Genomic DNA, 22,451 nt, shown 5'->3' with positions numbered 1-22,451 from the left:
GCAATCAGCCATACATTGGCAATGCCCGAGCTATTATTTCTCTGGTGGGCGTGCCCTTGGGCAGATTCCCGTATAACCCATGGGGGCGTTCAATCCGGCTGGCGATAAACGCTTCCGCCACCCGAGAATCGCCATGGCGCAACAAGAGCGAAGCCTGCAACGCCAGCGCCATGGATTCTGCCAGGTGCCGGGCCTGATACTCCTGCGCCTCGCGATCGTCCAGGGCCGTTTCCAGGTATTGGACGTGAGCGTCCAACCGGGCATCCACCCCTTTCGTACGCCGCAACTCCGCCATCAAGACAGCGCGCACTTCCGGTTGTTTTTCAAAAGAGCGCAAACTATCCAGGCACTGAATATTACCGCTGCCTTCCCAGATGGCGTTGATCGGGGCTTCGCGGTACAGGCGCGCTGTCATAAATTCGTTCATCACCCCACTGCCGCCGAGGCATTCCATCGCTTCCACGTTGTGGCCCGCCACCCGCTTACACACCCAGTATTTGCCCAGCGCCGTGCCGATGCGAAGCAACGCGCGTTCATCCGGGTCATCGGGGTGATCCAGCGCCCGGGCCAGCCGCATGGCCAAGGCAAGCGCCGCGTCGCTCTCCACGACCAGGTCGGCCAGCACATTCTGCATCAGGGGTTGGCGAATCAGCGCCTGCCCGAACGCCCGCCGGTGAGCACAGTGGTGAATCGCCTGGACCACGGCCTGGCGCATGGCAGCCGCAGAGGCGAGCGTGCAGTCAAAGCGGGTCAAGGCCACCATCTCGATAATGGTCGCCACGCCCCTGCCCTGCTCTCCCAGCAGGTAGCCCTCGGCCGCCCGCAGTTCGACCTCACTGGAGGCATTCGACAGGTTGCCCATTTTGTCTTTCAACCGCTGAAGCAAGAGCGCGTTCTTGTCACCACTGTCGCGCCAGCGGGGCACAAGGAAGCAGGAAAGACCCGCTTCGGTCTGGGCGAGGGTAAGAAAGGCATCGGAGTTGGGCGCCGACATAAAAAACTTATGGCCCGTCAGCCGGTAGTGATCGCCCTCCGGTTTTGCCCGGGTGGTATTGGCGCGCACATCGGAACCGCCCTGCTTCTCGGTCATGGCCATGCCGATGGTCAGGCCGCACTTGTCCCGATAGGGCCTGTCACTGCTATCGTATTCCTGCGACAGGATACCGCTGAGCCACGCCGGCGGCAGGGTCGACTGGGCCTGGAGCACCGGCACACAGGCAAAGGTCATGGTGATGGGGCAGCCGTGGCCCTGTTCGAGCTGGGTTTGCAGGTACACGAGTGCCGCGCGCCGGACATGAGCCCCCTCTCCGGGTACACGCCAGGGCGAGGAGTGCAGACCCAACCCGATGGCTTTGCGCATCAGGCGATGGTAGCTCTCGTGGTAACGCACCCGGTCCAGCCGATGACCCCAGCGATCGTGGGTTTGCAGCTCGGGGGGATGAGCATTGGCGTCGAACCCGAGCTGAATCCACTCGGGCGAGCCCAGGTCGCACCCCTGACGATGCAGTTCATGCTCGGAGGCAAGGGCGCCGCCGGCCTTTACGGCCTCTTGCAGCGCCACATCCTCGCGGTAGGCGTCGTAGCCTTCCAGGGCGGGCGGTACATTGAAGACTTCGTGGGTCTCCGCCCCCAGACCCTTGAGTGAATCGTCAGAACCGTGCTGTGCCATCGTCACCTCCCGGTAGGCCGGTGGGGCGTGAAGCTGTATAATCGCGGGTTTCACGCCAGTCCGTAGGGAATCTTGTCGCCTCAGAGACTTGAGCTTCAGAAAAAGATTCCTTCCAAGCTTAGTACAGGTTACCGCATGTCTTTGGAAAAAACGTACAACCCCCACGCCATCGAGCGCGAGTGGTACCAGACCTGGGAAGAGAAAGGTTACTTCAAACCCCGCGGTGAGGGTGACCCCTACTGCATCATGATCCCACCGCCGAACGTGACCGGCAGCCTGCACATGGGCCACGGCTTCAACAACGCGGTAATGGACGCCATGATCCGCTACCACCGCATGAAGGGCGACGACACTCTGTGGCAAATGGGCACCGACCACGCCGGCATTGCCACCCAGATGGTGGTCGAGCGGCAGCTGGCCGCCGAAGGGCAGGACCGGCACGACCTGGGGCGGGAAAAGTTTCTGGAGAAGGTCTGGCAGTGGAAGGCCGAGTCCGGCGGCAACATCACCCGCCAGCTGCGCCGGTTGGGCTCCTCCCTGGACTGGAGCCGCGAGCGTTTTACCATGGACGATGGCCTGTCCACCGCGGTTCAGGAAGCGTTCGTGCGCCTGTACGAAGACGGTCTGATCTACCGGGGCAAACGCCTGGTCAATTGGGACCCGAAGCTGCACACCGCCATTTCCGACCTCGAAGTGGAAAACCACGACGAGAAAGGCTTTTTCTGGCACATGCGCTATCCGCTCGCCGATGGCGAAAAGACGGCCGAAGGCAAAACCTATCTCGTGGTCGCCACCACCCGCCCGGAAACCATGCTGGGCGACTCGGCCGTCGCCGTGCACCCGGAAGACGAGCGCTACGCCTCTCTGGTGGGCAAGTTCATCGAACTGCCCCTGGTGGGCCGTCGCATTCCGATCATTGCCGATGATTATGTGGATCAGGACTTCGGCACCGGCTGCGTGAAAATCACGCCGGCGCACGATTTCAATGACTACGAAGTGGGCAAGCGCCATGACCTGCCCCTGATCAACGTGCTGGATAAAGACGCGGCCATTCTGGGTACCGCCCAGGTGTTCAACTACGCCGGTCAGACCCGCACCGACATCGACACTGCTCTGCCCGCCGAACTGGCCGGCAAAGACCGCTACGCGGCGCGCAAGGCCATTGTCGAGGCGCTGGAATCCGCCGAGCTGATGGATAAAATCGAAGACCACGCGCTCAAGCAGCCTCGCGGCGACCGCTCCGGCGTGGTGGTCGAACCCTGGCTCACCGACCAATGGTATGTCAGCACCAAGCCGCTGGCCGAGCCGGCCATTGAGGCGGTGGAAGACGGGCGGATTCAGTTCGTCCCCAAACAATACGAAAACATGTACTTCTCCTGGATGCGTGACATTCAGGACTGGTGCATCAGCCGTCAGCTGTGGTGGGGCCACCGTATTCCTGCCTGGTATGACGACAACGGCAAGGTGTATGTGGGCCGCAATGAAGCGGAAATCCGCAGCAAATACAGGCTCGACCAGAGCACGAAACTGCACCAGGACGAGGACGTGCTCGACACCTGGTTCAGCTCCGGACTCTGGACCTTCTCGACGCTGGGCTGGCCCGAGCAGACCGACTTCCTGAAAAAATTCCACCCGACGGATCTGCTGGTCACCGGTTTCGATATCATTTTCTTCTGGGTCGCCCGGATGATCATGCTGACCATGCACCTGATCAAAGACGAGAACGGCAAGCCCCAGGTACCGTTCGAAACCGTCTATGTTCACGGACTGGTACGCGACAGCTACGGCCAGAAGATGTCCAAGTCCAAAGGCAACGTGCTGGACCCGCTCGATATCATTGACGGCATCGATCTGGAAAGCCTCGTCGCCAAGCGCACCCACGGATTGATGCGTCCGAAGGATGCCCAGAAAATTGAAAAGCAGACTCGCAAGGAATTCCCGGATGGCATCGCCGCCTACGGCACCGATGCGCTGCGTTTTACGTTCTGCTCCCTGGCCTCCACCGGGCGGGACATCAAATTCGATATGGGCCGGGTGGAAGGCTACCGCAACTTCTGCAATAAAATCTGGAACGCCACCCGCTATGTACTGATGCAGTGCGAGGGCGAGGACTGCGGGGAAAACGGCGGTGAAATCGCTCTCTCACTGGCCGACCGGTGGATCGTTTCCCGTCTGCAGGTGGCGGAGAAGGCGGTAACCGAGGCCCTGGACAGCTACCGTCTGGATCTGGCCGCGCAGGCACTGTACGAGTTCGTCTGGAACGAATACTGCGATTGGTATCTGGAGCTGTCCAAGCCCACCCTGTGGGACGAAAACGCCAGCGCCGAGCAAAAACGTGGCACGCGTCGCACTCTGATCCGGGTGCTCGAAGCCACCCTGCGTCTGGCTCACCCTCTGATGCCGTTTATCACCGAAGAAATCTGGCAGAAGATCAAGACTTTGGCCGGAGCCTCGGGCGAGACCATCATGCAGGCGCCCTACCCGGTCGCGGACGATGCCAAAATCGACGAAGCCGCCTCGGCGGATATCGAATGGCTCAAGGCGGTGATTCTGGGTATCCGCAATATCCGCGGGGAAATGAACATCTCCCCCGCCAAGAAGTTGCCTTTGTTCTTTTACAACGGCTCGGACGATGATCAACGCCGCCTGGAGGAAAACCGCCAGTCGCTGATCAAAATCGCCGCGTTGGAAGGCGTCACCTGGTTGAACCCGGGGGATGAAGCCCCGGTCTCCGCCACCGCCCTGGCGGGCAACCTTGAGTTGCTCGTTCCCATGGCCGGCTTGATCGACAAGGAAGCGGAGCTGGAGCGATTGAATAAGGAAGTCGCCAAGTTGGAGAAGGATATTCAGAAAACCGAGGGCAAGCTTAGCAATGCGAGCTTTGTCGACAAGGCGCCGAAAGCCGTGGTCGATAAGGAGCGCGATCGGTTGGAAGGGTTGAAATCCGCCTTGGGTAAACTGCAGGAGCAGTTGCGGCGGATTGAGAGTTTGTAGAGCGTTTGATGTTTAGATGGTAGGTGGCGCTTGCGCTTACCTACCCTACACGGTGACGAAATTTAATCCGCGCGTAGGGTAGGTAAGCGAAGCGCCACCTACCATTGCCCCGCACAACCCATCACTCCCCCGCCTGCAAATTCACCACTCCCTTTCCACCCCAATCCTCGGGATACCATCCCGCTTTTACCGCCCGATGGAATGTGGAATAAGGCCAATCCACGACACGATCCACCCACCCATGTTTCACGGGATTAAAGTGCGCATAATCGATATGGGCCCGATAATCGCGCTCGTTTCTGATCGTATGCTCCCAATAACGCCGCTGCCACAATGCCCCCGCATCGGGTACCCGGTCAGGCCCCTCAAGGGCACGCACCATTTTTGAGAATTGCTTTTTTATCTCCCGCCAGCGGCCAGGGTAATCGTTATCGAGATGGGGTAACGTCCAGACGGCATGAATGTGTTCCGGTAAGACCACCCAAGCGTCGATTAGGAAGGGGCTTCGTTGCCTGACCGCTTTAACCACTTCGCGCAATACATCAACATGGCGAACGAGCCAATCCGCCTGCCGATCGGCCAGTGTCACAGTGAAAAAGAAAGTACCACCCGGAACGGGGTTTCGTCGGTAATTCGACATGGGAGTCTCCAATCCTTGGAAATAGGGATTTGAGATTACCCAATAGCGATCGATTAACCAAGAATTTGGCGGGAATAGGTGACAGGAATCTGAGTTATTGCGAAGGAGATCAAATTGTAAGGCTTTCATTCAGCCATAAAAAAACCGCCCCCTGTTGGGGACGGTTTTTGTATGGCGGAGAGGGAGGGATTCGAACCCTCGATACCGGATTAGGGTATACTCCCTTAGCAGGGGAGCGCCTTCAGCCACTCGGCCACCTCTCCGTGTTCTCTTTGTCTTGGAAACGCATGGCACTGGGCCTAGTGTTTCTCACCCGCCGGGAATGCCTCTCGACAAGTGCGGCGCATCATACCATATCTCACGGAAAATCAAAGGGTTGAGGTGGAATGAATGCGAAAAAGTGTGTTGCTGGTCCGCAGAAAACTCTGAGACCAAACGTCCCCCAGAGGGGCGGACGGTATTCGCTCCGAAAAGTGACTCGGGAGGTGGGTCAGCACGCTCCCGAGCACCCTGGACTCAGAAACCGGGATTTACTCCGGTTGCTCGTCCTGGCTCTGCTTCTCACGCTGGATACGCTGATAGATTTCTTCGCGGTGGACAGCAATGTCCTTGGGCGCGTTAACGCCGATACGGACCTGGTTGCCCTTTACGCCCAGAACGGTAACGGTAACTTCGTCACCAACCATCAGAGTTTCGCCAATACGGCGGGTCAAAATCAACATAATAAATCTCCTTCACTCATCCTGTAAGATCACGGCTTGTAGACTCCATCGTCCTCTGCCGCTTCTCGGCTAACCCCAATCGCCGAAGGGAAGCCAAACTGCAAACCCCCTTGCAAGTATTGACCATGATCGGCGTATTGGACAAACATTTTTCACCCTTTTTGTGGCTTTTCTCTCCCTGGTTGCAATACACGGCGCTAACTGTAACAGATTTGTTGAACGATCGCTATTCAACCTATTGTAGAAAAGCGTGCCAATCGCCAACCCCTCTCCCTTCTGTTTTTCTCTATCTGTTCTCAACCGCGGTCGCGACTTTCCTCCGGCTCGCTGTCGAGTCCAAAGGCACTGTGCAGGCAACGTACCGCCAACTCCAGGTAGCGCTCTTCAATAATCACCGAAATCTTGATCTCAGAGGTGGTGATCATCTGGATGTTGATATTCTCTTCCGCCAGGGCATTGAACATGGTGGAGGCAACCCCGGCGTGGGAACGCATCCCTACCCCGACGATCGAGATCTTGGCCACACGGTCATCCCCACGTACTTCGCGGGCATTGATGCTACTGGCGACACCCTCGAGAATACCCAGGGTCTTCTTCAGGTCGCCTTTGTTGACGGTAAACGTCAAGTCGGTGGTGTTGTCCGCCCCGACGTTCTGGACAATGACATCCACTTCAATATTGGCGGCACCCACCGGCCCCAGAATGCGGGCGGCGACGCCCGGCGTGTCCGGGATGCCGGCCAGAGTCACCTTGGCTTCATCGCGATTGAAGGCAATGCCCGAGACAACCGGTTGTTCCATAGTATCGTCTTCCTCATCGAGTGTGATCAGGGTGCCAGGGCCTTCTTTAAAGCTGGACAGCACCCGCAGGGGAACTTTGTATTTGCCGGCGAATTCAACCGAGCGGATCTGGAGCACCTTGGAGCCCTGGCTGGCCATCTCCAGCATCTCCTCAAAGGTGATCTTGTCCAGACGGCGGGCCCGTTCGACCACGCGGGGGTCGGTGGTATATACGCCGTCCACATCGGTATAGATCTGACATTCGTCCGCCCTGAGCGCGGCGGCCAGCGCCACGCCCGTGGTATCCGAGCCACCGCGTCCGAGCGTGGTAATGTTGCCACTGTCATCAACGCCCTGGAAACCCGCGACCACCACCACGCGGCCGGCATCGAGATCCGCCCGCATATTGGCTTCATCAATCGACTGAATCCGGGCCTTGGTATGGGCATTGTCGGTCAGGATGCGCACCTGTCCACCGGTATAAGAACGAGCGTCACACCCGCGCTTTTTCAGCGCCATGCACAAGAGCGCGATCGTCACCTGCTCTCCCGTGGCAACCAGAACATCCAGCTCCCGGGGGTCCGGGGTTTCCTGAATACTCTGGGCCAGGGCGATCAGACGGTTGGTCTCTCCGCTCATGGCGGAAAGCACAATCACCATATCGTGCCCTTCGGCGCGGAATCCCGCCACCTTGTCGGCCACAGCCTCGATCCGCTCGATGGTTCCCACCGACGTGCCGCCGTACTTCTGAACGAACAAACTCATTCTTGAGCTCTTCCTCCGAACGCTTCCCAAACCAGTGCCGCCTGGCCTTCAAATACTGGTGCCAGACGTCGTAGATAGTGACGCTGAGCCCGTTGAGCGCAAACTATTGCGCCAAAAGACCGCCCGCTATTAAAGCCTAATTCGCCTCGTCGCGAAATAGTTTTTTACACCTTAACACGCGCTGATATCCATCAACTCAACTGCTGTTCGACCCAGGCTGGAACAGACTCCAGCGCGGCCGCCAGACCAGCCGGATCGGTACCGCCGCCCTGAGCCATATCCGGGCGACCGCCGCCCTTGCCCCCGACTTTGGCGGCGATGTCACGCATCAGGTCTCCGGCCTTGAGTTTGCCGGTGAGGTCTTTGGTCACGCCCGCCACGAGGGATACTTTCTCACCCTCCACGGCCGCCAACAAGACCACCCCACTGCCGAGCTTGTTCTTGAGCTGGTCCGCGCTGTCTCGCAGGGATTTGCTGTCTGCGCCTTCGAGCTTGACGGCCAGGACCTTGATGCCCGCCACCTCTTTCGCCTCATCCAGCAGATTGCCACCCCCGGCGGTTGCCAGCTTGGCCTTCAAGGCCGTGAGTTCTTTTTCCAGCTTGCGGTTCTGAGTCAGTAACTGTTGAACTTTCTCCGGCACCTGAGCGCGGCGGGTTTTCAGCGCCTGAGCCGCCCCCTCAGCGAGGTCTTCCAGCTCATCAAACAACTCCAGAGCGCCGGCGCCGGTTACCGCCTCGATCCGGCGAACGCCGGCCGCGACGCCCGACTCGGCGGTAATGCGAAACAGACCAATATCGCCCGTGCGCCGGGCATGAGTGCCGCCGCACAGCTCGACGGAGAAGCCATCGCCCATGGTCAGTACACGAACTTCTTCCCCGTACTTTTCCCCGAACAACATCATGGCACCTTTGTCTTTGGCACGCTCAATGTCCATCTGCTCGGTCAGCACCTCGGTGTTGGCCCGGATCTGCTCATTCACCAGAGCCTCAATGGCCTTGATTTCCTGAGGCTTCACGGGCTCGAAGTGCGAGAAATCAAAACGCAGGCGTTCGGAGTCCACCAGCGAACCTTTTTGCGCAACGTGCTCGCCCAATACCTGGCGCAACGCGGCGTGCATCAAGTGAGTCGCGGAGTGATTCAGCGCCGTGGCCTGGCGAACCCTTCCGTCAACGCGAGCCAGCAGCGAGTCCCCCACCGCGAGGCTACCGTGCAATAACCGGCCAACGTGCAGGTGACTGGCGCCCTCTTTGGAACAGTCACGGACTTCGAAACGCAGGCCCGACTCGGTTTCCAGGTAACCGGTATCGCCCACCTGGCCACCGGATTCGGCGTAAAACGGGGTCCGGTCGAGCACCACTACACCATCATCGCCCTCCGAGAGGCGGTCCACGGCCTGCCCGCCTTTGAGCAACGCCTGAACGGTGCCGGACTCGGCCAGTTGGGTGTACCCCAGAAATTCAGTGGCGGGCAGGTCGAGCCCCGCTGCGGTGTAATCCACTTTGAAACTGCCAGCGGCGCGGGCACGGGCGCGTTGGGCTTCCATGGCCTGCTCGTAACCGGCCATATCCACGCTCAGATCGCGCTCACGCGCGATGTCGGCGGTCAGGTCCACGGGGAAGCCATAGGTGTCATAGAGGGTAAAGAGCAGATCTCCCGGCAGCTCGCGACCGTCGAGATTCTCCAGTGCGTCTTCCAGCACGGCCATGCCCTTGTCCAGGGTTTTGGCGAACTGTTCCTCTTCGAGCAACAGCACTTTTTCTATCTGGGCCTGTTGTTGCCGAAGCTCTGGATAGGCATCGCCCATCACGTCCGCAAGCGCCGCCACCAGAGTGTGGAAGAATGGTTGGGTCTGTCCGAGCTGATGGCCGTGACGCACCGCACGGCGAATGATACGGCGCAGCACATAACCCCGGCCTTCGTTGGAGGGCAACACGCCGTCCGCGATCAGGAAGGAGCAGGAGCGGATGTGGTCAGCGATCACGCGCAGGGATTTATTGTCCAGGTCATCGGTCAGGGTCGCCTTGGCGGCCGCTTTCAGCAAGTGCTGGAACAGGTCGATGTCGTAGTTGTTGTGGACCCCCTGCATCACGGCGGCAATGCGCTCCAGCCCCATGCCGGTATCGATGGAGGGATTGGGCAACGGTTTCAGCTCGCCGTTGCTCTGACGCTCGTACTGCATGAACACCAGGTTCCAGATTTCAATATAGCGGTCGAGGTCGTCGCCTTCGCTACCGGGAGGACCACCGGGAATGTCCGAGCCGTGGTCATAAAAAATTTCCGAGCTGGGACCACAGGGGCCGGTATCGCCCATCTGCCAGAAGTTGTCCTCGTCCAGTCGGGAGAACCGCTCGGGGCTCACACCGATTTCCTTCTGCCAGATATCGGCGGCCTCGTCATCGCTGATGTGCACCGTGACCCAGAGGCGCTCCGGCGGCAGCGCCAGGACCTCAGTCAGGAACTCCCAGGCATAGCGGATGGCATCGCGCTTGAAGTAGTCACCGAAGCTGAAGTTACCCAGCATTTCAAAGAAGGTATGGTGACGGGCCGTGTAGCCCACGTTTTCCAGGTCGTTGTGTTTGCCCCCGGCACGAACACAGCGCTGGGAGCTGGTCGCGCGGGAGTAATCGCGCTTCTCTTCGCCGAGAAACACATCCTTGAACTGGTTCATTCCGGCATTGGTGAACAACAGGGTCGGGTCATTGCCGGGAATCAGTGAGCTGCTGGGCACGATGGTGTGTCCCTGGCGCTCGAAGTACTGCAAAAAGGCGTCGCGAATGTCTGCGCTTTTCATGCTATATCCGTGGTTGAGAAACAAAAAAGGGGGCGGCGACGGAAGCCGCTACTGACGATCGAGCTGCTCGCGCTCTTCCAGGGTCAACTGGCGTGCCTCGCTCTCGAGCATGACCGGTATGCCGTCCCGGACCGGGTAGACCAGGCCACTCGCCCGGCACACCAGCTCCTGCTTGTCGGCGTCGTACTCAAGCGGCGCTTTGCTGACCGGACAGACCAGCAGGCTGAGCAGTTTTTTGTCGATCATAGAGCCCTCTGGGGATGCAATAAAAGCCGCTATCTTACACCGGGGCGCGGCTTGAGTGTAGCGGGAGCGCCCCTCAGGGGGCGCTCTGTTCGGCACTGGCTTCCGGATCGGGCATCGGACCAACCAGAGTGGTCGGGTCCACGCGATGATCGAACCAGTTCATGCGCCAGTCCAGATGCGGGCCCGTGGCCCGACCGGTGGCGCCCACCTGGGCAATGGCCTGCCCCTGGGCGACTTCATCGCCCTCCTCCACGAGGATTTTGTGAAGGTGGATGAAGGTCGACGACAGACCCTGCCCGTGGTCCACGATCAGAGTCCCGCCGGAGAAGAACATATCGTCGTGAACCAGGGTCACCACACCCGGTGCCGGGGCCACAACGGTTGTCCCCTGGGGAGCGGCGATATCGACACCGTAGTGGGGCCGACGGGGTTCGCCATTGTAAAAGCGTTGGCTGCCGTAGACGCCGGTAATGATACCGGTGAGCGGCCATTGGAAATCCGTCATGAAGTCAGTTCGCTCGAGCGCTTTCTGCCGGGCTTTCCAGGCCATCGCGGCCTCTTTTCGGGCACGGGCCACCTGCTCCGGATTCGGCGTCACCGTGCTTTGGGGCACCCCCTCAATTCGCTGAATGCGATAGTCCCGGGCTTTGACATCGAACCGCCGCACCTGGGGCTCCGCCTCGGGAGTCTTGACCGTCACTGTGACCGAGGCGGGGGCATCCCGGTCCAACCCGAACACAAACAGCCCCTCTTCGGAGACCCGAACGGGTTTATCGTCAACCGTGATCGCCGTGCCGGGCGGAACCGAGCCGCGGATAACGGCGCCTTGCTGCCATTGCCCATCCCGAATCTCCAGGGCCTGGGCCGAACCCGCCGTCAGTGCCAGAAGTAGCAGTGCGATATGTCGAAGCCAGAGTGTCATTACGGTCCTCTTTGAGCGTTATGTAAGCCCGGGAAAGGCAAGGTTAGCACGAACCGGCCCGGCGCTGAGAGTGGATACAAAAACGGCAGCCAGAGGCTGCCGTTTTCTTGAAATACCTTTCAGTACGACGCGATGAGATTAATCGCCAACGCGAAGAACTTTCATGGTATTGGTGCCACCGAGTACGTTGGTGTCACCGTTGGTGACAATCACGAGATCGCCGTCATTCAACACGCCCTTGCTCTTGAGGATATCCAGAGCACGAGTGTGTTCTTCAGGGCCCGGAACGACGTCGGTGTCGAACGGTACCGGCTGCACGCCACGGTACAACGCGACTCGACGCTGGGTATCCGTGCGTCCGGAGAAGGCGAAAATCGGCAACTGAGAGCCGATGCGAGACATCAGACGCGGTGTCGCACCGGACTGGGTCAGCGCAATAATCGCTTTCACACCACTCAAATGGTTGGCCGTGTACATGGCCGCCATGGCGATGGACTCGTCAATGGTGGAGAATTGCTGGTCCACCCGGTAGGTGCTCTGGCTGGCCGTGGGATGCTTCTCGGCGCCGATAATAACGCGCACCATCGCCTTGACGGTTTCTTCCGGAAAATCACCGGCCGCCGTTTCGGCGGACAGCATGACCGCATCGGTGCCATCGAGCACGGCGTTGGCCACATCGAACACTTCCGCGCGGGTCGGCATGGGGCTGTTGATCATGGACTCCATCATCTGGGTTGCCGTGATCACCACCTTGTTCAACGCGCGCGAGCGTTCAATAATGCGCTTCTGAACCCCAATCAGGGATTCATCACCAATCTCCACACCCAGATCGCCCCGGGCTACCATGACGGCGTCACTGGCTTCGATGATTGAGTCCAGCGTTTCATCGTCGGCCACCGCTTCGGCGCGCTCGATCTTGGAGACCAGCCCCGCACGATCATTACCGGCTTCGTTAAGCAGCTTCCGCGCGCGGTTCATGTCGTCCGCGCTGCGCGGGAACGAAACGGCCAGGTAATCCACATCAATTTCGGCGGCGGTTTTAATATCCGCGATATCCTTTTCGGTCAGTGCCGGCGCAGACAGACCACCGCCCTGTCGGTTGATGCCCTTGTTGTTGGACAGCGGCCCGGCAATGCGGGTGACACAGTACACCCGGTTACCTTCGATTTTTTCCACTTCCAACACAACGCGGCCATCGTCGAGCAACAGGTTATCGCCCGGCTTACAGTCGCCCGGCAATTCCTTGTAGTCAATGCCGACCTGGTCCTGATCGCCTTCGTCGCGTCCGAGCTCCGCATCCAGAATGAACTTGTCACCCAGTTTGAGATGGATTTTGCCATTCTTGAAGCGGGAGATCCGGATCTTGGGCCCCTGCAGATCGCCCAGCACGGCCACAAAGCGATCGTGCTTGGCGGCCAGCGAGCGCACGTTTTCCGCGCGCTGCTTGTGCTCTTCCGGAGAGCCGTGGGAAAAATTCAGGCGGAAGACGTTCACGCCCGCCAGAATCAGTTTTTCCAGCATTTCCGGCGACTCAGAAGCGGGCCCCAGGGTGCTGACGATTTTGGTACGTCTCAACATAACTCTCTCTCGGTTTTTTACTTGGCCTGCATCAGTGCCAGGGTGTTATCCAACATGCGGTTGGAGAAGCCCCATTCGTTGTCATACCAGGACATGATTTTGACCCAGCGACCGTTAAAGACTTTGGTCTGCAGGGAATCAAAGTTGGAAGAGGCCGGGTGGTGATTGAAGTCGATGGACACCAGCGGCTCATCACAATACTCGAGCACGCCCGCCATTTCGCCTTCGGAGGCTTCTTTCATCGCGGCGTTGACTTCCTCAACCGTCACATCACGGGACACCAGCACGTTCAGATCCACCAGGGAAACGTTGATGGTCGGTACGCGAACGGCCATGCCGTCGATCTTGCCTTCCAGTTCCGGCAATACCAGGGCCACGGCACGGGCCGCACCGGTTTTGGTCGGGATCATGGATTGGGTGGCGGAACGGGCGCGATAGATGTCTTTGTGGTACACATCGCTCAGGTTCTGATCGTTGGTGTAGGCGTGAATGGTGGTCATGGAGCCCTGCTCGATACCGAACTTGTCGTTCAGTACCTTGGCAACCGGTGCCAGGCAGTTGGTGGTGCAGGAGGCGTTGGAAATGATCTGGTCACTTGCCTTCAGGGTGTTGTGGTTCACACCGTAAACGGCCGTACCGTCGATATCGGTACCCGGTGCGGAGATGATCACCTTTTTGGCGCCCGCTTCCAGGTGCGCCTTGGCCTTATCGCCGCTGGTGAAAATACCGGTGCACTCGTATACCACATCCACACCCAGTTCGCCCCAGGGCAGTTTGCTCGGATCGCGCTCGGAGGTGATGCGAATGGCATCGCCATTGACGATCATTTTGTCGCCATCGACAGAGACTTCGCCCGGGAAGCGGCCGTGGACCGAATCGTACTTGGTCAGGTGCGCGTTCAGGTTGGCGTCGCCCAGGTCGTTAATACCGACCACCTGGATGCGATCGCGATAGTTGGATTCATACAGGGCACGCAGCACGTTGCGTCCGATACGGCCATAGCCGTTGATTGCTACTTTAATGGTCATTACTCATCTCCTGGTTACAATTCGGTCAAGCGTTATGACAATTTTTTTGTCGCGTTTCAGCGCTCCAACTGGGCCGCTTCGCGAGCCAGTTTTTCAATTTCATCCCAGCGCTTTTCAGCGATCAGATTTTTCGGAGCCATCCAGGTGCCGCCGACGCAAGCGACATTGGGCAGGCTCAGATATTCCGGCGCCTTGGCGAGGTTAATGCCGCCCGTCGGGCAGAAAGTAATCTGCGGCAGGGGGCCCCCGATGGACTTCACCATGGACACGCCACCGGCCGATTCCGCCGGGAAGAACTTCATGTGGGTAAAGCCGTGAGCCAGCAGGTTCATCGCTTCGCTCGGTGTGGCGATACCCGGCAGCAAGGGCACGTCACTCGCTTTGGCCGCTTCAATCAGCTCCGCTGTGGTGCCGGGGCTGACCAGGAAAGTGGAGCCAGCCTCCACGGCCTTTTTCAGGTCGTCCGGAGTCACGATGGTGCCGGCACCGATAACGGCGTCATCCGGCAGCGCGTCCACCATGGCGCGAATGGCATCCAGCGCCACGGGGGTGCGCAAGGTAATCTCGAGCACCTTGAGGCCACCGTTGTACAGCGCCTGAGCCAGAGGAACGGCGTCCTCCAGGCGCTCTACCACCATGACCGGAATTACGGGAGCGACCTGAACAATTTTGTCGATACTTAACGCCACTATGCTTTCCTCACTATTCGATGGTTCGGTTGATTCGTTTGAGCGGCCCTGCTTCAGGGCGCCCAGTACAGCGTCACGGGTACTTTGTCTTGTTGCAGCACCGCGCGCACCGGCATGTCGTTGACGGTATCACCCGCCTGGGCCGCTCTGAGCGCCTGCAGTTTGTCTTCGCCCGTAATCAGCAGCACCAACCGGCGGGAATTCAGAATGCCGGTCAGGCTCAGGGTCATACGTTCGGTGTACTCGCCGGTCACGTCGCTCTGGTGCGCGGTAATGGCCGAGCAGACCTGATCGGTGGTCAGAGCCTCTTCCAAGCCTTCGGCGTTGGGAAACAGAGAGGCGGTATGACCGTCCGGGCCCATGCCCAGAATGGTGAGGTCAAACGGCTGCGGCAGCTTCTGGTAGGCCTGTTCACAGGCCGAGAGGCCTTCAGCGGCAGACGCCGCCGAGTTTTTCATGCCCAGAAACGGCGCCTGGCCGGCAGCGTGCTGGAGCAGGTTTTTCTGAACAAAACTCTCGTTGCTCTTGGCGTGGCCGGGTTCGACCCAACGCTCATCCACCAGCGCGACCTGAATGCGTTTCCAGTCCAGGGCGATCTGGCTCAGGCGCTGATACAGCGGTGCCGGAGAGCTGCCACCGGAAACCAGAAAACTGGCTTGATCCCGCTCTTTCAGCGCCGACTCGAGCGCATCTACACAATCTTCCTGAAGTGCCGCGAGCAACGCTTCGCGGTGGTCAAATATTTTTTCCTGCAACATCAGTCCTGCCCTTCTCCCAGAAATTCATCAATGTTGAACCAGCTGCGGCCATCGCCGCTGAGCAGCTCTTCCGAGGCCTCGGGGCCCCAGCTTCCCGCCCGATAACCCATGGGCTTGTTCTCGGGGCGCTGCCAGGCTTCGATGATCGGGTCGATCCAGGACCAGGCGGCATCCACTTCGGCGCGGTGAATAAACAGGCTCGGGTCACCAGCGGCCGCATCCAGCATCAGGCGCTTGTAGGCGTCGCTGACAAAATGCTTGTACTTCTCGGCCAGGTTCAGGTTGAGCACGACCGGCGCCAGTTCGGTTTCATGTTTTTCCAGGTTCTTGGACATGAGCACCATCTGAATACTCTCTTCCGGTTGCAGACGGATGACCAGACGGTTCGGAATGGTGGGGCCGGCGGAGTCAGGATAGACCTCGTGCGAAACATCTTTGTACTGAATCACGATTTCCGCAAAGCGGTCGGTCATACGCTTGCCGGTGCGCAGGTAGAACGGCACCTTGGACCAGCGCCAGTTGTCGATGTGCGCCCGAATCGCGACGAAGGTCTCGGTGTTGCTGTCCTTGCCCAGTTCATCCAGGTAACCCGGCACTTTTTGCCCATCCATTTCGCCGGCCACGTACTGGCCGCGCACGGTGTGCCACTTGACCGCGTCGCCATTCAACGGCCGCAGACACTCCAGCACTTTGATTTTTTCAGACCGGATGCTGTCGGCGGTCAGTTTATTGGGGGACTCCATGGCCACCAGGCAAAGCAACTGCAGCAGGTGATTCTGAACCATATCCCGCAATGCGCCGGCGTCATCGTAAAAGCTGGCCCGACCTTCCAGGCCCACTTTCTCGGCGATGCTGATCTGCACGTGGTCGATGGTTTTGGCATCCCACAGATGCTCGAAAATACCGTTGGCAAAGCGCAAGGTCAGGAGATTCTGAACCGTTTCCTTGCCCAGGTAGTGATCGATACGGTAGATGGCCTTCTCGTCAAAATACTCGCCGATCTCGGTATTGATCTCGTCGGCCGACTCAGCGTCATAGCCCAGCGGCTTTTCCACCACCACGCGGGTGGTGTCGCTGATCAGACCGCTTTCAGAAATGTGTTTGCAGCAGGTGCCAAATACGCTGGGGGGCGTGGAGAGATAGAAAACCCGCTGATCGTTACCGGACTTCAGAATCTCCGCCATCTTCTCCCAGTGTTCGTCCAGGGAGCTGATATCCAGAAACAAGGGGTGAATCATCTTGGCAAAGCGATCCCAGGTCTCGGCCACGAACTCGCCTTTGCGCAAGTGCTTTTCGGCGGCAGCGCGCACTTTGTCCTGATACTCGGCCACCGCCTCCTGGCGACGGCAGGTGCCGAAAATGCGGGTGCCTTCGGGCAGCTCGTCATTGCAGTAGGCACGATACAGGCCGGGGATCAGTTTGCGCAGCGCCAGGTCACCGGCACCACCGAAAATAACGAAATCAAATGCTTTCAGCATGGACTTAAAACCTTGTGTTCTGTATTGGCGGTTTGTGTGGAGCCCGGCCGAGGCCGGGCTCGAGCGCTCTCACTACCAGCGGAAGACGGTGGCGCCCTCCTCTGCGAGGCCGACTTCGGCACGCAGGGGAGCGAACAGCTCGCGGCCCATCCCATAATGGCTCGCGGAGATATCCGTTTGGTCAGGAGTGCGGCTTTTGAGCTCTTCCTCAGAAACCAGCAGCTCCAGCTTGCCCGCGTCGGCATCCAGCTCGATCATGTCGCCATCGCGTACCTGCGCGATCGGACCGCCATCCAGGGCCTCAGGGGTCAGGTGAATGGCGGCGGGGATTTTACCAGAGGCACCGGACATCCTGCCATCGGTGACCAGCGCCACCTTGTAACCCCGGTCCTGAAGTACGCCCAGGGGCGGGGTCAGCTTGTGCAGCTCCGGCATGCCGTTGGCCTTGGGCCCCTGAAAGCGGACCACGGCAATAAAGTCCCGGTCCAGCTCGCCCGCCTTGAAGGCCTTCTGCAGATCTTCCTGGCGGTAGAAGACGCGCGCCGGGGCCTTCACCTTGCGATTCTCCGGCTTGACGGCGGACACTTTGATGACACAGCGCCCCATATTGCCTTTGAGTAACGCCATACCACCGGTGGGGCTGAAGGCCTTGCCGGCGGGGCGCAGCACGTCGTCGTCCAGGCTCTTCTCCGGGGCGTCGCGCCATTCGATCTTGCCGTTTTCCATAAACGGCTCTTTGGCGTAGGGGGCCATGCCGCCCTCCCCCATGATGGTCTTGACGTCGTCGTGCATCAGGCCTTCCGCCCGCAGGCTGCGGATCAGGAAGCCCATGCCGCCCACGGCCTGGAAACGGTTCACATCCGCCAGGCCGTTGGGGTAAATACGGCACATCAGCGGGATGATCTCCGACAGGTCCGCCATGTCCTGCCAGTTGATGATCACGCCGGCGGCCCGGGCAATGGCGACCAAGTGAATGGCGTGGTTGGTGGAGCCGCCCGTCGCCAACAGACCGATGATGCCATTGATAATGGCCTTCTCATCGATAATCTCGGCCATGGGCGTGTACTGATCGCCGCGGCGGGTCAGCTTGACCAGTTGGTTCACCGCTTCGGTGGTCAACGCATCGCGCATACCGGTGCCGGGGTTCACAAAGGAACTGCCGGGCAGCTGCATGCCCATCATTTCCATGAGCATCTGGTTGCTGTTGGCGGTGCCGTAAAAGGTACAGGTACCCGGGCTGTGGTAGGACTCGCTCTCCGCTTTGAGCAGCTCTTCCCGGCCGACCTTGCCTTCGGCGAAAAGCTGGCGGACCTTTACTTTTTCCGAGTTGGGCAGCCCCGGCGTCATGGGCCCGGCGGGGACAAACACGATGGGCAACTGGCCGAAGGACAGGGAGCCGATCATCAGCCCCGGCACGATCTTGTCGCAAATCCCCAGACACAGCGCCGCGTCAAACATGTCGTGAGACAGGGCCACGGCCGTGGACATGGCGATCACATCCCGGCTGAACAGGGACAGGTCCATGCCGTCCTGCCCCTGGGTGACGCCGTCACACATGGCGGGCACACCGCCCGCCACCTGGGCGGTCACGCCGTTGGCGTGGGCCGCGGCTTTGATTTTGTCGGGGTAGTCGCCATAGGGCTGGTGGGCCGACAACATATCGTTGTAGGCGTTCACGATCCCGAGGTTGGGGGTATCGCCATGAGCCAGCATCTGCTTGTCTTCTCCGTCAGCGGAGGCAAAGCCGTGGGCCAGGTTACCGCAGGACAGGCGCTGACGGTGCGGACCATCAGACCTCATCCGCTCCACGCGCTCCAGATAGGCGGCGCGGGTATCGCGGCTGCGGTCAATAATCCGCTGGGTAATTTCGGAGAGTCTTTTGTGAGTCATTTCAGCACCATTGATAACTTTACTTCCAGCCAGCGGCGCCCACTCCGCCTGTCTGGCGGGAGGGTTAACGCCTCAGAGGCGGCTACAGGTGCATTCACGCCCGGTCACGGACGGGCTGATACCGGTTCCAAACACCGGTTGATGCGACCTGGACGGTGGCTGCCACACTTGAAAGGTGTGAATCTGCCTCGCCGCCCTGCCTGGCTTACTCATTCACGGTCTAATGCTCCTCCGGGTCCGGGTGATTCATTGCCACCCAGTACCGTTCGGCTCTCTCACACGTCTCCGTTCAGCGGCGTTAAAATGATTTTGCCGCCAGAGGCTTGCACCGCTGGCGGCTTGTTGTCGTCCGCTGTTACTTCGATTCTTTGTAGTAGTTTATCAGACTGCGGGTGGAGGCATCATGTTTGTCGCTCACCGGCGCTCCCGCAGCCAGTTCCGGCTGAATGCCCTTCGCCAGGATCTTGCCGAGCTCAACGCCCCACTGGTCGAAGGAATGAATCTGCCAGATGATGCCCTGGGTGAAGATCTTGTGCTCGTACAGGGCGATCAGTGCCCCCAGAGAGCGGGCCGTGACCTTTTCCATCAGCAATGTGTTGGTGGGCCGGTTACCGCGGTGCACCTTATGCGCGGCAATTTCCTCGATCCGGGCGTCGTCCATGCCTTTGGCCTTCAGGTCCGCCCGAACCTCATCGATGTCGATGCCTTTCATCATGGCTTCGGTCTGGGCAAACATATTGGCCATCAGGGCGTCGTGATGCCCCTCTACCTCAATAGTGGGCTTCACCGAGCCGATGAAATCGGCAGGAATAATGTCGGTACCCTGATGCAGGAACTGATAGAAGGCGTGCTGACCGTTAATGCCGACTTCGCCCCAGATCAGCGGCACGCTGCCGTAGGTCAGGGTTTCGCCTTCCCAGTTGACGGATTTGCCGTTACTTTCCATCTCCGCCTGCTGCATGTACGCCGGGAAGCGATGCAGGCACTGGTCGTACGGCAGCAAGGCATGGGCGGGATAGCCCAGGAAGTTGCGATTCCAGACACCCACCAGCGCCAGCATCACCGGCGCATTTTCCGTCAGTGGGGCTTCCTTGAAGTGGCGATCCATGTCGTAGGCGCCTTGCAGCAGCTCTTCAAACTGGTCGAAACCCAGTTGCAGCGCGATCGGCAAGCCGATGGTGGACCAGAGTGAGAAGCGGCCGCCGACCCAGTCCCACATTTCAAAAATGTTCTTCTCGGCCACACCGAACTCGACGGCCTTCTCCACGTTGGAGGACACCGCAACAAAGTGCTGGCTGGTGGTCTCTTCCGAGCCGCCGCCTTTCAGAAACCACTCGCGCGCCGTATTGGCGTTGGTGATGGTTTCCAGGGTGGTAAACGTCTTGGAGGCGACAATAAACAGGGTGGTTTCCGGGTTGACGCGCTTGAGTACCTGCGCGATCTGGAAACCGTCTACGTTGGAGACGTAGTGCGCGTTCAGGGTGTCGTCACTGTAGGCGTCCAGCGCTTCGGTCACCATCAAGGGCCCGAGGTTGGAGCCGCCGATACCGATACTGACCACATCGGTGATGCGCTTGCCGGAAAAACCGGTCCACTCACCGAAGCGAACGCTCTCGGTCAGCTCGCGCATGTGGTTCAACTCACGCTCGACCTGGGGGCGAACATCTTTACCGTCCACCATGATCGGCTCGCCGGACTTGTCCCGCAGTGCCACGTGCATGACGGCGCGGTCTTCGGTGCGGTTGATGTGCTCGCCGCCGAACATACGGTCACGCCAGTCGGCCACATTGGACTCTTCCGCCAGCGCCAGCAGGCCTTTGCGGGTCTCTTCAGTGATCAAATTCTTGGAGTAATCGAGCAGAAGGTGCGGGGCTTTGATGGAAAAACTGTCGAACCGCGTCTGGTCCTCGGCGAACAGGGATTTCAGCTCCCGCTGACGCAGGCTCTCGGCGTGCCGGGTCAAGGATTGCCAACTCGGTAACTGGGTAGGACTTGCCATGTATCGACCTCATATTTCCGCAGAGCGGGTCACTTGGGTTGGAAGCGTGCATCACTGGCGACACCCGTCGCCCGGCTCAACACCAGCCCGCCGTTGGCCCAACCGCCGCTTCGGTTGACCGACGCGAAAGTCAGCGCGGGTAAAAAGCGAGGTAACGCCATGGCGTTTGGGTGCCAAGTGCGTCGGCCTGACTGCACTCACAGACCGGTTCTCAGGCCTGACAGCACCGCCACCTCTGGCTTGGCGAGAGATTGAGCGTGCTTTAAAAGGGCAGGCATAATAAGCACTTAGGGTGAAAAAGTCAATTTGGCGGGCTTTCCAGACGGCCGGTCAGGCGGTAAGCTGGCCGCTTTCTTTTGTCGTGAGTCTACGCCCATGCCCCGACGCTCGAGCCAAGAAGGCAGCTCCCCTCCCCTGGGTGTGATTGAGGGTTTTTTCGGCCGACCCTGGTCCTGGGCCGCGCGGATCGACGCGATCGATTTTATGGCCCAGGCGGGCTACGACTTTTACCTCTACGCCCCCAAGGCCGATGCCCACTTGCGCCGCCAATGGACCCACGACTGGCCGGCCGCCGACTGGCGACACCTCCAGAAGCTGCGCCAGCACAGCCGGGAGAGAGGCATCCGGTTCGGTATAGGTCTGAGCCCGATGGAATTGTACCGGGAGCCCTCCGCCGAGAGCCGAGCCGCCCTGACCACCAAAATCCAGCGCCTGAACCAGTTGGAGCCAGACATTCTGTGCCTGCTGTTCGACGATATGCGCGGTGACCTGCCCGAATTGGCGGCTCGCCAGATCGAGCTGGCCCATAGCGCCGCCGAGGCCAGCACGGCCAGCTCGCTCATCTTGTGCCCCACCTACTACAGCCCGGACCCGATTCTGGAAAAAGTTTTCGGAACCCGGCCGGAGCGCTACTGGCAAGATTTGGGCGATGGCCTCGATCCCGCCATTGACCTGTTCTGGACCGGCCCCGACGTGTGCTCGCGCGAATACCCCCTTGAACACCTGAACCAGGTGACCGACTGGCTGGGCCGACGCCCGTTTCTCTGGGACAACTACCCGGTCAACGACAGCGCCAGGCTGTGCGACTTTCTGCGGCTGTCCCCCTACCCCGAGAGCCACGGTCGGCTGACCGGATCGGTGGCGGGTCACGCGGTCAACCCGATGAACCAGCCCTACCTGTCCCGCCTGCCGCTGGCCACCCTGCCGATGGCCTATGCTGAGGGCGCCGGCTACGACCCGACCGAGGCCTTTGAGCTCGCCCTTCGGCGCTGGTGTCCCGAGGAGTTGGGGGAGCGCCTGAGAGAGGACCTGCCATTGATTGAAGAACGGGGGCTGGCGGCCATGAGTGACGCAGACAAAGCCGCTCTGAAGTCACACTATGAGTCCCTCGCGGTTCAGTCACCTGGAACATCAGGCGCGCACCAGGCGCGGGAGCTACTGGATTGGCTCGATCACCGCTACGCCTTCGACCCCGCCTGCCTCACCGACTGACGCGGCACCCG

The 22,451-nt window shown here is 59.8% G+C and carries 17 protein-coding genes and 1 tRNA gene; 2 read left to right on the top strand and 16 right to left on the bottom strand.

The genetic code is table 11. The features are described 5' to 3' along the window. Positions 1 to 4 precede the first annotated feature (4 nt). Positions 5 to 1,669, bottom strand: coding sequence for an acyl-CoA dehydrogenase family protein (locus tag G547_RS0105495; RefSeq protein WP_051234890.1), 1,665 nt, complete (start codon positions 1,667 to 1,669; stop codon positions 5 to 7). 141 nt (positions 1,670 to 1,810) lie between these two features. Here G547_RS0105495 and G547_RS0105490 point away from each other — a divergent pair, with 141 nt between their 5' ends. Continuing rightward, positions 1,811 to 4,663, top strand: a complete 2,853-nt coding sequence (locus G547_RS0105490) for a valine--tRNA ligase (RefSeq protein WP_027328978.1) — start codon at positions 1,811 to 1,813, stop codon at positions 4,661 to 4,663. A 121-nt stretch (positions 4,664 to 4,784) separates the two neighbouring features. Here G547_RS0105490 and G547_RS0105485 read toward each other — a convergent pair whose 3' ends face one another. The 15 genes from G547_RS0105485 to G547_RS23940 all read right to left on the bottom strand — a co-directional run bounded on the left by G547_RS0105485 (position 4,785) and on the right by G547_RS23940 (position 21,110). Then, positions 4,785 to 5,303 carry an REP-associated tyrosine transposase gene (locus G547_RS0105485; RefSeq protein WP_027328977.1) on the bottom strand — a complete coding sequence of 173 codons (519 nt, stop codon included), beginning with the start codon at positions 5,301 to 5,303 and terminating at the stop codon, positions 4,785 to 4,787. Positions 5,304 to 5,475: 172 nt separating this feature from the next. Further along, positions 5,476 to 5,566, bottom strand: a tRNA-Ser gene (locus G547_RS0105480). A 267-nt stretch (positions 5,567 to 5,833) separates the two neighbouring features. Next, positions 5,834 to 6,025 (bottom strand): carbon storage regulator CsrA, encoded by a 192-nt coding sequence (gene csrA / locus G547_RS0105475; RefSeq protein WP_027328976.1) that lies wholly within the window; start codon positions 6,023 to 6,025, stop codon positions 5,834 to 5,836. A 296-nt stretch (positions 6,026 to 6,321) separates the two neighbouring features. Continuing rightward, entirely contained in the window at positions 6,322 to 7,569 is a 1,248-nt protein-coding gene (locus G547_RS0105470) for an aspartate kinase (protein WP_027328975.1), read from the bottom strand. 191 nt (positions 7,570 to 7,760) lie between these two features. Further along, entirely contained in the window at positions 7,761 to 10,361 is a 2,601-nt protein-coding gene (alaS, locus tag G547_RS0105465; protein ID WP_027328974.1) for an alanine--tRNA ligase, read from the bottom strand. Between the two features lie 48 nt (positions 10,362 to 10,409). Then, positions 10,410 to 10,607 carry a Trm112 family protein gene (locus G547_RS0105460; RefSeq protein ID WP_027328973.1) on the bottom strand — a complete coding sequence of 66 codons (198 nt, stop codon included), beginning with the start codon at positions 10,605 to 10,607 and terminating at the stop codon, positions 10,410 to 10,412. A gap of 73 nt (positions 10,608 to 10,680) precedes the next feature. Continuing rightward, positions 10,681 to 11,529, bottom strand: a complete 849-nt coding sequence (locus G547_RS0105455; protein ID WP_027328972.1) for a M23 family metallopeptidase — start codon at positions 11,527 to 11,529, stop codon at positions 10,681 to 10,683. A 138-nt stretch (positions 11,530 to 11,667) separates the two neighbouring features. Further along, positions 11,668 to 13,107: a pyruvate kinase gene (gene pyk / locus G547_RS0105450; RefSeq protein WP_027328971.1), complete on the bottom strand. Its 1,440-nt coding sequence runs from the start codon at positions 13,105 to 13,107 to the stop codon at positions 11,668 to 11,670. Between the two features lie 17 nt (positions 13,108 to 13,124). Continuing rightward, positions 13,125 to 14,135 (bottom strand): type I glyceraldehyde-3-phosphate dehydrogenase, encoded by a 1,011-nt coding sequence (gene gap, locus G547_RS0105445; RefSeq protein WP_027328970.1) that lies wholly within the window; start codon positions 14,133 to 14,135, stop codon positions 13,125 to 13,127. Between the two features lie 56 nt (positions 14,136 to 14,191). Continuing rightward, the gene (locus G547_RS0105440; protein ID WP_027328969.1) at positions 14,192 to 14,824 is read right to left on the bottom strand and encodes a bifunctional 4-hydroxy-2-oxoglutarate aldolase/2-dehydro-3-deoxy-phosphogluconate aldolase; all 633 of its coding nucleotides are present in this window, start codon (positions 14,822 to 14,824) and stop codon (positions 14,192 to 14,194) included. Between the two features lie 53 nt (positions 14,825 to 14,877). Further along, positions 14,878 to 15,582, bottom strand: coding sequence for a 6-phosphogluconolactonase (pgl, locus tag G547_RS0105435; RefSeq protein WP_027328968.1), 705 nt, complete (start codon positions 15,580 to 15,582; stop codon positions 14,878 to 14,880). Continuing rightward, the gene (zwf, locus tag G547_RS0105430; RefSeq protein ID WP_027328967.1) at positions 15,582 to 17,060 is read right to left on the bottom strand and encodes a glucose-6-phosphate dehydrogenase; all 1,479 of its coding nucleotides are present in this window, start codon (positions 17,058 to 17,060) and stop codon (positions 15,582 to 15,584) included. The genes pgl and zwf overlap by 1 nt, the downstream gene beginning before the upstream one ends. Positions 17,061 to 17,132: 72 nt before the next feature. Continuing rightward, positions 17,133 to 18,950, bottom strand: coding sequence for a phosphogluconate dehydratase (edd, locus tag G547_RS0105425; protein WP_027328966.1), 1,818 nt, complete (start codon positions 18,948 to 18,950; stop codon positions 17,133 to 17,135). A gap of 355 nt (positions 18,951 to 19,305) precedes the next feature. Further along, complete coding sequence (gene pgi / locus G547_RS0105420) at positions 19,306 to 20,949, bottom strand: glucose-6-phosphate isomerase (protein ID WP_027328965.1); 1,644 nt, start codon at positions 20,947 to 20,949, stop codon at positions 19,306 to 19,308. A 29-nt stretch (positions 20,950 to 20,978) separates the two neighbouring features. Next, positions 20,979 to 21,110: a hypothetical protein gene (locus G547_RS23940; protein WP_281167750.1), complete on the bottom strand. Its 132-nt coding sequence runs from the start codon at positions 21,108 to 21,110 to the stop codon at positions 20,979 to 20,981. A gap of 214 nt (positions 21,111 to 21,324) precedes the next feature. Here G547_RS23940 and G547_RS0105415 point away from each other — a divergent pair, with 214 nt between their 5' ends. Continuing rightward, on the top strand, positions 21,325 to 22,440 hold the full coding sequence (locus tag G547_RS0105415; protein WP_027328964.1) for a beta-N-acetylglucosaminidase domain-containing protein: 1,116 nt from the start codon (positions 21,325 to 21,327) through the stop codon (positions 22,438 to 22,440). Positions 22,441 to 22,451: the final 11 nt, after the last annotated feature.

It is taken from the genome of Marinimicrobium agarilyticum DSM 16975 (genome assembly GCF_000423345.1).
In the GTDB taxonomy this organism is placed as follows: domain Bacteria; phylum Pseudomonadota; class Gammaproteobacteria; order Pseudomonadales; family Cellvibrionaceae; genus Marinimicrobium; species Marinimicrobium agarilyticum.
Note: the sequence above shows the minus strand (reverse complement) of the source record. Positions and strands in the feature narration are given on the sequence as shown.

Excerpts from the sequence above, each read along its gene's own strand:
- edd (WP_027328966.1), bottom strand. The coding sequence starts at position 18,950 with ATGACTCACAAAAGACTCTCCGAAATTACCCAGCGGATTATTGACCGC.
- G547_RS0105495 (WP_051234890.1), bottom strand. The coding sequence starts at position 1,669 with ATGGCACAGCACGGTTCTGACGATTCACTCAAGGGTCTGGGGGCGGAG.
- G547_RS0105415 (WP_027328964.1), top strand. The coding sequence starts at position 21,325 with ATGCCCCGACGCTCGAGCCAAGAAGGCAGCTCCCCTCCCCTGGGTGTG.
- gap (WP_027328970.1), bottom strand. The coding sequence starts at position 14,135 with ATGACCATTAAAGTAGCAATCAACGGCTATGGCCGTATCGGACGCAAC.
- pgl (WP_027328968.1), bottom strand. The coding sequence starts at position 15,582 with ATGTTGCAGGAAAAAATATTTGACCACCGCGAAGCGTTGCTCGCGGCA.
- G547_RS23940 (WP_281167750.1), bottom strand. The coding sequence starts at position 21,110 with ATGGCGTTACCTCGCTTTTTACCCGCGCTGACTTTCGCGTCGGTCAAC.
- zwf (WP_027328967.1), bottom strand. The coding sequence starts at position 17,060 with ATGCTGAAAGCATTTGATTTCGTTATTTTCGGTGGTGCCGGTGACCTG.
- G547_RS0105455 (WP_027328972.1), bottom strand. The coding sequence starts at position 11,529 with ATGACACTCTGGCTTCGACATATCGCACTGCTACTTCTGGCACTGACG.
- G547_RS0105470 (WP_027328975.1), bottom strand. The coding sequence starts at position 7,569 with ATGAGTTTGTTCGTTCAGAAGTACGGCGGCACGTCGGTGGGAACCATC.
- alaS (WP_027328974.1), bottom strand. The coding sequence starts at position 10,361 with ATGAAAAGCGCAGACATTCGCGACGCCTTTTTGCAGTACTTCGAGCGC.
- pyk (WP_027328971.1), bottom strand. The coding sequence starts at position 13,107 with ATGTTGAGACGTACCAAAATCGTCAGCACCCTGGGGCCCGCTTCTGAG.
- pgi (WP_027328965.1), bottom strand. The coding sequence starts at position 20,949 with ATGGCAAGTCCTACCCAGTTACCGAGTTGGCAATCCTTGACCCGGCAC.
- csrA (WP_027328976.1), bottom strand. The coding sequence starts at position 6,025 with ATGTTGATTTTGACCCGCCGTATTGGCGAAACTCTGATGGTTGGTGAC.
- G547_RS0105485 (WP_027328977.1), bottom strand. The coding sequence starts at position 5,303 with ATGTCGAATTACCGACGAAACCCCGTTCCGGGTGGTACTTTCTTTTTC.
- G547_RS0105460 (WP_027328973.1), bottom strand. The coding sequence starts at position 10,607 with ATGATCGACAAAAAACTGCTCAGCCTGCTGGTCTGTCCGGTCAGCAAA.